At 62.7% G+C, this 9,983-nt stretch carries 9 protein-coding genes; 7 read left to right on the forward strand and 2 right to left on the reverse strand.

Annotation, left to right across the window (positions count from 1 at the left end; genetic code table 11):
• Positions 1–83 precede the first annotated feature (83 nt).
• Positions 84–590, forward strand: a complete 507-nt coding sequence (locus tag L1069_RS16755; RefSeq protein ID WP_237456437.1) for a cytochrome c family protein — start codon at positions 84–86, stop codon at positions 588–590.
• An 85-nt stretch (positions 591–675) separates the two neighbouring features.
• On the opposite strand, the gene L1069_RS16760 is transcribed toward L1069_RS16755, so the two are convergent.
• The gene (locus tag L1069_RS16760; protein ID WP_129369749.1) at positions 676–912 is read right to left on the reverse strand and encodes a DUF333 domain-containing protein; all 237 of its coding nucleotides are present in this window, start codon (positions 910–912) and stop codon (positions 676–678) included.
• Between the two features lie 217 nt (positions 913–1,129).
• On the opposite strand from L1069_RS16760, the gene L1069_RS16765 reads away from it, so the two are divergent.
• The 4 genes from L1069_RS16765 (at position 1,130) to L1069_RS16780 (ending at position 6,956) form a co-directional block, all read left to right on the forward strand.
• A complete protein-coding gene (locus L1069_RS16765; RefSeq protein ID WP_237456438.1) occupies positions 1,130–3,055 on the forward strand; it encodes an extracellular solute-binding protein in 1,926 nt (641 codons plus the stop codon).
• Positions 3,056–3,064: 9 nt separating this feature from the next.
• Positions 3,065–4,150 (forward strand): microcin C ABC transporter permease YejB, encoded by a 1,086-nt coding sequence (locus L1069_RS16770; RefSeq protein ID WP_129369751.1) that lies wholly within the window; start codon positions 3,065–3,067, stop codon positions 4,148–4,150.
• A gap of 3 nt (positions 4,151–4,153) precedes the next feature.
• Positions 4,154–5,260, forward strand: a complete 1,107-nt coding sequence (locus tag L1069_RS16775) for an ABC transporter permease (protein ID WP_237456439.1) — start codon at positions 4,154–4,156, stop codon at positions 5,258–5,260.
• Between the two features lie 103 nt (positions 5,261–5,363).
• A complete protein-coding gene (locus tag L1069_RS16780) occupies positions 5,364–6,956 on the forward strand; it encodes an ABC transporter ATP-binding protein (RefSeq protein ID WP_237456440.1) in 1,593 nt (530 codons plus the stop codon).
• Positions 6,957–7,275: 319 nt separating this feature from the next.
• On the opposite strand, the gene hemN is transcribed toward L1069_RS16780, so the two are convergent.
• Entirely contained in the window at positions 7,276–8,631 is a 1,356-nt protein-coding gene (hemN, locus tag L1069_RS16785) for an oxygen-independent coproporphyrinogen III oxidase (protein WP_237456441.1), read from the reverse strand.
• Between the two features lie 61 nt (positions 8,632–8,692).
• Here hemN and L1069_RS16790 point away from each other — a divergent pair, with 61 nt between their 5' ends.
• Positions 8,693–9,433 (forward strand): Crp/Fnr family transcriptional regulator, encoded by a 741-nt coding sequence (locus tag L1069_RS16790; protein ID WP_129369755.1) that lies wholly within the window; start codon positions 8,693–8,695, stop codon positions 9,431–9,433.
• 131 nt (positions 9,434–9,564) lie between these two features.
• On the forward strand, positions 9,565–9,780 hold the full coding sequence (locus L1069_RS16795) for a hypothetical protein (RefSeq protein WP_237456442.1): 216 nt from the start codon (positions 9,565–9,567) through the stop codon (positions 9,778–9,780).
• The last annotated feature ends 203 nt before the right edge of the window (positions 9,781–9,983 follow it).

Here is a 9,983-nt window from a genome sequence, read left to right on the forward strand (position 1 = left end):
GTTTCGTCGCGCTGTCTATACCTTGCCACTTTGAAGGGGAAGCCTTAGACAGCCACGCAGACAGCTAAATGGACCCGCGATTCATGTTTGACACAATGACCCTTACCAAAGCGACCGCAGGCGTCTGCGGCGCGTTCCTGGTTCTCCTGCTGGGCAAATGGGCCGCCAGCGGCCTGTATCACATGGACAGCCACGGTGAGGCGTCCTATGTGATCGAAGTCGCCTCGGGCGATGCCGCCGCCAGCGACGAGCCGGAAGTCAGCTTTGAAGAGCTGATGGCCGTTGCCGACGTTGCCAAAGGCGCCAAGGTTTTCAAGAAATGCTCTGCTTGCCACAAGCTGGAAGATGGCGCCAACTCGACCGGCCCGTATCTGTACGGCGTTGTCGGCCGCGATATCGCAGCGGCCCCGGGCTTTGGCTACTCCGGCGCCCTGACCGGCCTGGACGGCGACTGGACTGCCGAGGCGCTGGACGCCTTCCTGACCAAGCCGTCCGCCTATGCCGCGGGCACCACCATGTCGTTCTCAGGTTTGAAGAAGCAAAAGGACCGGGTGAATCTTATTGCCTATCTGGACAGCCTGGACGGCTGATCCGGACCGCTGTCCCAGCTATCGAATTAAAAAGCCGCTGCAGATTTGCAGCGGCTTTTTTGATGCGGGTATGAACCGGACCGCCTTAGGCCGGGTTGTTTTCCCGGTAATAGGCCAGCGCATCGCGCTCCTGGCCGTCCGGCAGAATGCAGACGCCGATAGTGCCCGCTTTGCCGCTGCGCAGCACATAACTGCCGCCGGTCTGCACGCAATACGCCTCTTCCGGGCTGCTGTAGACCACTTCCTCTTCCTGCTGGGCACAGGCGCTAAGCGCGGCGGCCCCGGCAACCGCAAGGGCGGCAAGTTTCATTGACGTCGGCATCGGCAAACTCCCTCGTTATATAACGCAATCGTGATGCGAGGCTGGCAGGCAATTTTATTGCGGGCAAGCGCCGCCTTGTAAAAGCATGGTTTTCGGCTGCTTTGTGCCAAGAGAGCCGGGGGTATCACTTAATCTCAACTTGAATGTTACCGCCCCCGGCCATTAGCTTGGCAGCAGAAATCCGGGCCGAAGTTCCGGGCAAAGGAGGTCATGGCAGATGAACACCGCTCGAGCCGCGGCGCGCGTGCGCGCAAAAGAAAGGGCGACTCCGCTGCAGGCTGCGGCGGCATTGGCCCCGGTACTGATACTGGGGCTTTTCCTGGCATTGGCTGCGGCGACGCTGGTCAAGGCGGAAGAGACTGTCATCAAGGCACATGGTTTTGCCGAATTCGGCGAGTTGAAATACCCGCAAGGCTTTGCCCGTTTCGACTATGTGAACCCTGAAGCCCCCAAGGGCGGTGAATTGTCGATCTCTGCCGTCGGCACCTTTGACAGCATGAACCCCTATACTCGTAACGGGCGGGCGGGGGCCCTGTCCTCGGACCAGTTCGAAAGCCTGCTGGTGGAATCCTATGACGAGCCCGGCTCTTATTACGGGCTGATTGCCGAAAGCCTGGAATACCCCGAAAGCCAGGATTGGGTGATCTTCAACCTGCGCCCCGAGGCAAAATTCTCCGATGGCAGCCCGGTCACCGCTGATGACGTGGTGTTTTCCCACAATATCCTGCTGGATCAGGGGCTGAAATCTTATGCCGAAGCGGTGCGCAAACGCATCCCCAAGGCCGAGGCACTGGATCCGCACCGGGTCAAATTCCACTTCAGTCCGGATTTTCCCCGCCGGGCGATGATCACTCAGGTCGGCGGCACTCCGGTGTTCTCCAAGGCCTGGTTTGAGGCCGACCCCGAAAACCGCCGCCTGGATGAGCCGCGGCTGGATCCGGGCATCGGCTCCGGCCCCTATGTGCTGGAAAGCGCCGAGGTGAACCAGCGCATCACCTACCGCCGCAACCCGGATTATTGGGGCGCAGGGCTGAACGTGAACATCGGCCGCCACAACTATGACCGCATCCGGGTTGAATACTTCGGCGACGCAATTGCCGCGATGGAGGGGTTCAAGGCGGGCGTCTATACACTGCGCCCCGAGAACAACTCGAAAAGCTGGGCCACGTCTTATGACTTTGCCGCGGTGGATAAGGGGCAGGTGATCAAGGGTGAAATCCCCGACGGCAATGTGCCCTCTGCCAATGGCTTTGTGATGAACCTCTTGAAGCCCAAGTTCCAGGACATCCGCGTCCGCGAGGCGCTGCAGCTGGCGTTCAACTTTGAGTGGACCAACGAAAGCCTGCAGTACGGGCTGTTCCGCCATCGCTCCTCTTTCTGGCAGGATTCGCCGCTGGCCGCGCAGGGCCTGCCTGAGGGCCGCGAGAAAGAGGTGCTGGAGGCGCTGGGCGATCAGATCGACCCTGCGCTGCTGACCTCGGAACCGGTGATGGCGCATAGCTCCAAGGCGTCGCGCCCTGGCGACCGCAAAAACCTGCGCCGCGCCATGAAACTGCTGGATGAGGCCGGCTGGGCCGTCGGCGATGACGGGTTGCGCCGCAATGCGCAAGGCGACGTGCTGAAATTGGAGTTTCTGGCCGACAGCCCGACAATTGAACGCATCGTGCAGCCCTATGTCACCAACCTGCGCACCATGGGCGTGGATGCGGTGCTGAACCGGGTCGATTACGCGCAATACACCAGCCGCCGCCGGGAAAAGGAGTTCGATATGATCTCCTCGGCCTACCGGATGTCGCTGGAGCCTTCGACCGGCCTGTACCAGTATTTCGGATCCGAGGCGCATGAATATTCGGTGTTCAACCCGGCAGGGCTGGCAGACCCGGCGGTGGATGCGCTGATCGGCAATATCGTCAACGCAAAAACCCAGGAAGACCTGCGCGCCAATGCCCGCGCGCTGGACCGGGTGCTGCGGGCCAAGCGGTTCATGGTGCCGGCCTGGTATCTGGATGTCAGCTGGATCGCCTATTGGGACATGTACCGCCAGCCGGACAACCTGCCGCCCTATGACACCGGCATGCTGGACCTGTGGTGGATCGATGCGTCCCGCGAGGCCGAACTCAAATCCGCCGGCGCGCTGCGGTAAGACAGAGACATGGCAGCCTATATCTTCAGACGCCTGCTGTTGGTGATCCCGACGCTGTTCGGCATCCTGCTGGTGAACTTTGCCCTGGTGCAGTTTGTACCCGGCGGCCCGGTGGAGCAGATCATCGCCCAGCTGGAAGGCGGCGGCGACGTGTTCGAGGGCTTTGCCGGCGGCGGCGGCGACACCGGCACCGAGGCGATCAGCGCCAATGAAAACTACGCCGGCCGTCAGGGCCTGCCGCCTGAGCTGATCGAGGAACTGCAGCAGCAGTTCGGCCTTGATAAGCCGCCACTGGAGCGCTTTCTGACAATGCTTGGCAATTATGCCCGCTTTGATTTCGGCGAGAGTTATTTCCGCAAGATCGACGTGACCGACTTGGTGCTGGAGAAAATGCCGGTTTCAATCTCGCTTGGTCTGTGGTCCACGCTGATCGCCTATATGATCTCGATCCCGATGGGCATCCGCAAGGCGCTGCGGGACGGCTCGCGCTTTGACACCTGGACCAGCGGTTTCATCATCGCCGCCTATGCGATCCCGTCGTTCCTGTTTGCAATTATGCTGCTGGTGCTGTTTGCCGGCGGTTCCTACTGGCAGATCTTCCCGCTCCGGGGCCTCACCTCCGACAACTGGGATCAGCTGAGCCTGATCGGTAAGATCGGCGATTATGCCTGGCACATCGCGCTGCCGGTGCTCGCCTCGACCATCGGCGCCTTTGCCACGCTGACGCTGCTGACCAAGAACTCCTTTCTGGACGAGATCAAGAAGCAATATGTGATGACCGCCCGCGCCAAGGGCCTCAGCGAGAACCGGGTGCTGTACGGTCACGTGTTCCGCAACGCGATGCTGATTGTGATTGCCGGCTTTCCCTCGGTTTTTATCGGCGTGTTTTTCTCCGGCTCGCTGATCATCGAGACGATCTTCTCGCTCGACGGACTTGGCCGGCTGGGGTTTGAGGCCGCGGTGGCGCGCGACTACCCGGTGATTTTCGGCACTCTGTTCATCTTCGGCTTGATGAGTCTGGTTGTCGGCATCGTCTCGGACCTGATGTATGTGCTGGTCGACCCGCGCATCGACTTTGACAAGCGGGAGGGCTGACTGATGGCACTTTCCCCCCTGAACCAGCGCCGCTGGAACAATTTCCGCAAGAATAAGCGCGCCTACTGGTCGCTGATCCTGTTCACCGTGCTGTTCACATGTTCGCTTTTTGCCGAGTTCATCGCCAACGACAAACCAATCCTGGTGAGCTACCGCGGCGGGATCTACGCACCGGTGTTCAAATTCTACCCCGAAACCCGTTTCGGCGGCGATTTCCAGACCGAGGCGATCTACAGCGATCCTGAGGTGGAATGCCTGATCCGCTCCGGCGGGATCGAGGACTGCTTTGACGAACCCGAACAGATCCTGGAAGAAATCGCCGCTGGCACCTATGCCGCGGAGGGGTTCCAGCAGGGCTGGACCCTTTGGCCGCCGATCCCCTACAGCTTCAACACCACCGTTGACCGTCCCGGTGCCGCGCCGCTGCCGCCCAATGGCCAGAACCTGCTGGGCACCGATGACACCAAACGCGACGTGCTGGCACGAGTGATCCACGGCTTCCGCTTGTCGATCCTGTTCACCCTGATCGTGACCGGTGCTGCCACGGTGCTGGGCATCCTGGCCGGTGCGGTGCAGGGTTTTTTCGGCGGCTGGCTGGATCTGGTGTTCCAGCGCATCATTGAAATTTGGAGCTCCACCCCGACGCTTTATGTGATCATCATCATGTTTGCGATCCTGGGGCGCGGTTTCTGGCTCTTGGTGTTCCTGATGATCCTGTTCGGCTGGACTGCGCTGGTCGGCGTGGTACGGGCCGAATTCCTGCGTGCCCGCAATCTTGAGTACGTCCGTGCCGCCAAGGCGCTGGGGGTCGGCAATATGACCATCATGTTCCGCCACATGCTGCCCAATGCAATGGTGGCAACGCTGACCATGCTGCCCTTTATCGTGACCGGCACTATTTCGGCGCTGGCGGGGCTGGACTTCCTCGGCTTCGGCCTGCCGTCCTCGGCGCCAAGCCTGGGGGAGCTGACCCTGCAGGCCAAGCAGAACCTGGAGGCCCCCTGGCTGGCCTTCACCGCCTTCTTCACCTTTGCCATCATGCTGTCGCTGCTGGTCTTCATCTTTGAGGGCGTGCGCGATGCCTTCGACCCGCGGAAGACGTTTTCATGAGGATGCTGTCGAAGCACGGCAATAGGGCGAAGCCTGCCTGGGGAGGCGCAGCCCGGGCCGCAAACGTCCCGGGCGAAGAACGGGGCAATGGAGCCGCAAAAGAATGACCGCAAATTCTTCCCCCCTCCTGAACGTCCAGAACCTCCGCGTCTCCTTCCGCCAGGACGGCAAGGTGACAGAGGCCGTGCGCGGCGTCTCCTTCTCCGTCGGCCGCGGCGAGACGGTTGCCCTGGTGGGCGAAAGCGGCTCGGGTAAATCGGTCTCGGCTCTTTCCACTGTGTCGCTGCTGGGCGACAGCGCCATGGTGAGCGGCTCCGTCACCTACGGCGGCACCGAAATGGTGGGCGCCGATGAGAAGCACCTGATGGATGTGCGCGGCAATGACATCAGCTTCATCTTTCAGGAGCCGATGACCTCGCTCAACCCGCTGCACACCATTGAACGCCAGCTGGAGGAATCCATCGCCCTGCACCAAGGGCTGACGGGCCGCGCGGCGCGGGAGCGTATTCTGGAGCTGATGAACAAGGTCGGCATCCGTGACGCGGAAAGCCGGCTCAGCGCCTATCCGCATCAGCTGTCGGGCGGCCAGCGGCAGCGGGTGATGATTGCCATGGCGCTGGCCAACAAACCCGACATCCTGATCGCGGACGAACCCACGACGGCGCTGGATGTGACCATCCAGGCGCAGATTCTGGACCTTTTGGCGGACCTTAAGAAAAGCGAGGGCATGGGGCTGTTGTTCATCACCCATGATCTTGGCATCGTGCGCCGCATCGCCGACCGTGTCTGCGTGATGAAGGACGGTGAAATAGTCGAGGAAGGCCCGGCGGCAGAGATCTTTGCCAATCCGCTGCACGCCTACACCCGGAAACTGCTGGCAGCCGAGCCATCGGGAACGCCTCCGCCGGTGCCGGATGACGCCAAAGAGCTGGTGGCGGCGCAGGACCTGAAAGTCTGGTTCCCGATCCAGCGCGGCCTGTTGAAACGCACAGTCGGCCATGTGAAGGCGGTGAACCCGATGTCGCTCTCGGTGCGGAGTGGCGAAACCCTGGGTATCGTCGGCGAATCCGGGTCCGGCAAGACCACGCTGGCACTTGCCATCATGCGGCTGATTGCCTCCGAGGGCGCGGTCACATTCCAGGGGCAGGACCTGCGCAAATGGTCCACCCGCGACCTGCGTGCTTTGCGCAAGGATATGCAGATCGTGTTCCAGGATCCCTTCGGCTCGCTCAGCCCGCGGATGACCTGCGCTCAGATCATCTCCGAGGGGCTGGCGATCCACAAGGTCGACCAGCACCGCAAACCCCGCGAGCTGGTGGCCGAGGTGATGCAGGAGGTCGGCCTGGACCCGGCGGCGATGGACCGTTACCCGCATGAGTTTTCCGGCGGTCAGCGCCAGCGCATTGCCATCGCCCGCGCCATGGTGCTGCGCCCCAAACTGGTGGTGCTGGACGAGCCGACCTCGGCCTTGGACATGACGGTGCAGGTGCAGATTGTCGAGCTGCTGCGCGACCTGCAGACCCGTTACGGGCTTGCCTATCTGTTCATTTCCCACGACCTCAACGTGGTGCGGGCGATGTCGCATCAGGTGGTGGTGATGAACCAGGGCGACGTGGTAGAGACCGGTGCGGCGGAGGCGCTGTTCACCAACCCGCAGGCAGACTACACCCGCAGGCTGCTGGCGGCGGCGGGGTAACCCGCCCCGGGTTAACCCTCTGGCAGGCTTTGCAGCATTTATGCGCGCGCTGCCGGCACAACGCCCACAAGTTGCGGCAGTGCGATTGACCAAATGTTTCGCGCGCGAAACATTGCGGCAGCGGTGCTGACCTATCTGTGTCACCCCGGAACAGGCGGAAACCTCCCGCGCCCGCAGGCCCGCCCGGCTGATGCCGGACGGGCCTTGGCGGCCTTGGGCCAGGCTCAGCGCCGCTGGCGCTGAGCCTGGCCCAACGGAAGCGCTGTGCCATATGGCGCAGCGGCGACGGGCGGGAGAGGCTGGCAATCCGGGAGAGATTTCAGACCGCTGTACTGTGGGCAGCCGTGCTGAGATCATAGGCGTCAAAGCTGCGGGCGATCATCCGGGTCAGCGGACGGGCCTCCTCGCGGATCGCAAGGCCTTGGGCGGACACCGAAAGCATGCCAGGGAAGGCGGCGCCGGCCTCGGCGAACATCCTTTCCAATCTTGCGGCAGGCACGGCAAAGCGCGACAGGATCTCCTCCCGGCTGATCCGGAAGTCGCACATCAGCGCCTCGATCAGCCGTGCCCGCAAGAGATCTTCGCCGCTGAACCCGTGGCCGCGAGCAGTGGCGAATTGCCCGTCGCGGATAGCACGGATATAGGCCGATGTGCCCGGTGCATTTTGCGCATAGCCCTGTGGAAACCGTGAGATCGCCGAGGCGCCGACCCCGATCAGCACCTCCGCTGGGTCATTTGTATAACCTTGGAAATCACGCCGCAGCCGCCCGGTCCGCTGCGCCACCGCCAGCCCGTCATCGGGCCGTGCAAAGTGATCGATACCGACCTCCCGGTAGCCGTCCCTCAGAAACAGCCGGCGGGCGGTCTCAAACAGCTGCAGCCGGGCTTCGGGCGTTGGCAGAGTGTCCGAGCGGATCATGCTTTGCCGCCCGGCCATCCAGGGCACATGGGCATAGCCGTAAACCGCCACCCGGCCTGGGGTCAGCGAAACGAGCTTTTGCACGCTTTCGGTCATTCCTGCCGGTGTCTGATAGGGCAGCCCGTACAGGATATCGGCGTTCAGGCCGTCAATCCCATGGCTGCGCAGCTGTTCGATGGCCGTCCGGGTCGCCTCGAAGCTTTGGATGCGGCCAATCGCCTGCTGAATGGTGCTGTCGAAATCCTGAACCCCGACCGTGGCATGAGTCATGCCGGACCCGGCCAGCGCCTCCAGCCGCCGGTCCCCGATCTCATTCGGGTCGATTTCAACCGAGAACTCCGCCCGGGGCGCCAGTGGAATGGCCTCTGCGATGGTTCTGGCCAGATCGCGGATCAGCTCAGCGTTCAGGATCGTCGGAGTGCCGCCGCCCCAATGCAGGCGTGACAGCGTCACGCCCTCTGGCAGCTGCTGCCGCAGCAGTGCAATCTCGGCCTTCAATACCTGAACATAGGCCTCCACCGGCGCGTCCGAGCGGGTGCCCTGGGTGCGGCAGGCACAGAACCAGCACAGCCTGCGGCAGAACGGCACATGCACGTACATGGAAATACTGCTGCCGGGGGCAACCTTTGACACCCAGCTGGAAAACCGGGCGGGATCCACTGCGTTTCCGAAATGCGGCGCCGTCGGGTAACTTGTATAGCGCGGCACTTTGGCGTCGAATAATCCGAGTTCGGCCAATTGAGGTTTCTGATCCATTCCTTTAGTTTTAGGCACGCCTGACAGGCAAACCTTGACCCAGATCAACCGGGATCCCCTGATGCACGCTCCAGTATTGTCACAGTCCAGATGCGGCGACTGCCCGATCCGCCACCGCGCCGTCTGCGCGCGCTGCAACGCGGATGAGCTGGAGGAGCTGGATGCGGTCAAATACTACCGCACCTATGAGGCCGGCCAGCCGGTCATCTGGTCCGGCGATGTGATGACCTTTGTCGGGTCCGTGGTGTCGGGCATTGCCTCGCTGACCCAGACGATGGAGGACGGGCGCACCCAGATGGTGGGGCTGCTGCTGCCCAGCGATTTTGTCGGCCGGCCCGGACGTGAAGGGGCGGCATATGATGTGGTGGCGACCACCGACGTCGTGATGTGCTGCTTCCGCAAGAAACCGTTTGAAGAGCTGATGGAGCGCACCCCGCATATCGCCCACCGGCTGCTGGAGATGACGCTGGATGAGCTGGACGCCGCCCGCGAATGGATGCTGGTGCTGGGCCGCAAGACAGCGCGCGAGAAGATTGCCAGCCTCTTGTCGATCATTGCCCGGCGCGATGCCTCGCTGACACCGCGCGGCGCCACCAGCCGCATGGTGTTCGACCTGCCGCTGACCCGCGAGGCGATGGCGGATTACCTGGGCCTGACACTGGAAACCGTGAGCCGGCAGATTTCGGCTTTGAAGAGGGACGGTGTTATTGAGCTGGAAGGCAAGCGTCACGTCACAGTGCCCGACATGCGCCGCCTGATGGAAGAGGCCGGCGACGACAGCGACGGCGGCTTCCTGGGCTAAGGCCGCATTTCCTGCAATCCCATATTTGTTCTCTACCAGCCAGCCCGCCACCCGTACCGCGGGGCTGAGCGGGCCTGAGGCGCGCAGGCTCCACAGCCGCAGGTCCCGTGGCAGGCTGGCCCGGATGTCAAATGCCGCCACCAGCTTGCCGCTGGCCAGCAGCGGCTCTGGCGATGAGCCTGCCGGATTGGGGGGAGCACGGTTCGGGTTATGCCCAGGCCATGGCGTATCTATCACAGGCACAGGCACAGGCACAGGCACAGGTGCCGGGCGGCATGATCGGGTTGCGCATCGGGACCTCTGAATTGGTGCGCCGCGGGGTGGAGCCAAAGCACGACGGCGCTTAGCGGAGCTGATGACCTGTGGCCTGCGGCCAGAGGTCCCGGTGGCGCTGGCGGGGAAAACTGCAGAGTTCCGCGAGGCTTTTCAAGGGATGCACTACGTCCGCCAGGGCTAAGACTGGAAGAACAGGGAGGGGGTCTCCCGCGCCTGCGCGTGCCCGGCTGTGCCGGACCCGCTGGCAGCCTTGGGCGTGGCACCGCACAGCCTT

The organism is Leisingera sp. MMG026 (assembly GCF_021654205.1).
In the GTDB taxonomy this organism is placed as follows: domain Bacteria; phylum Pseudomonadota; class Alphaproteobacteria; order Rhodobacterales; family Rhodobacteraceae; genus Leisingera.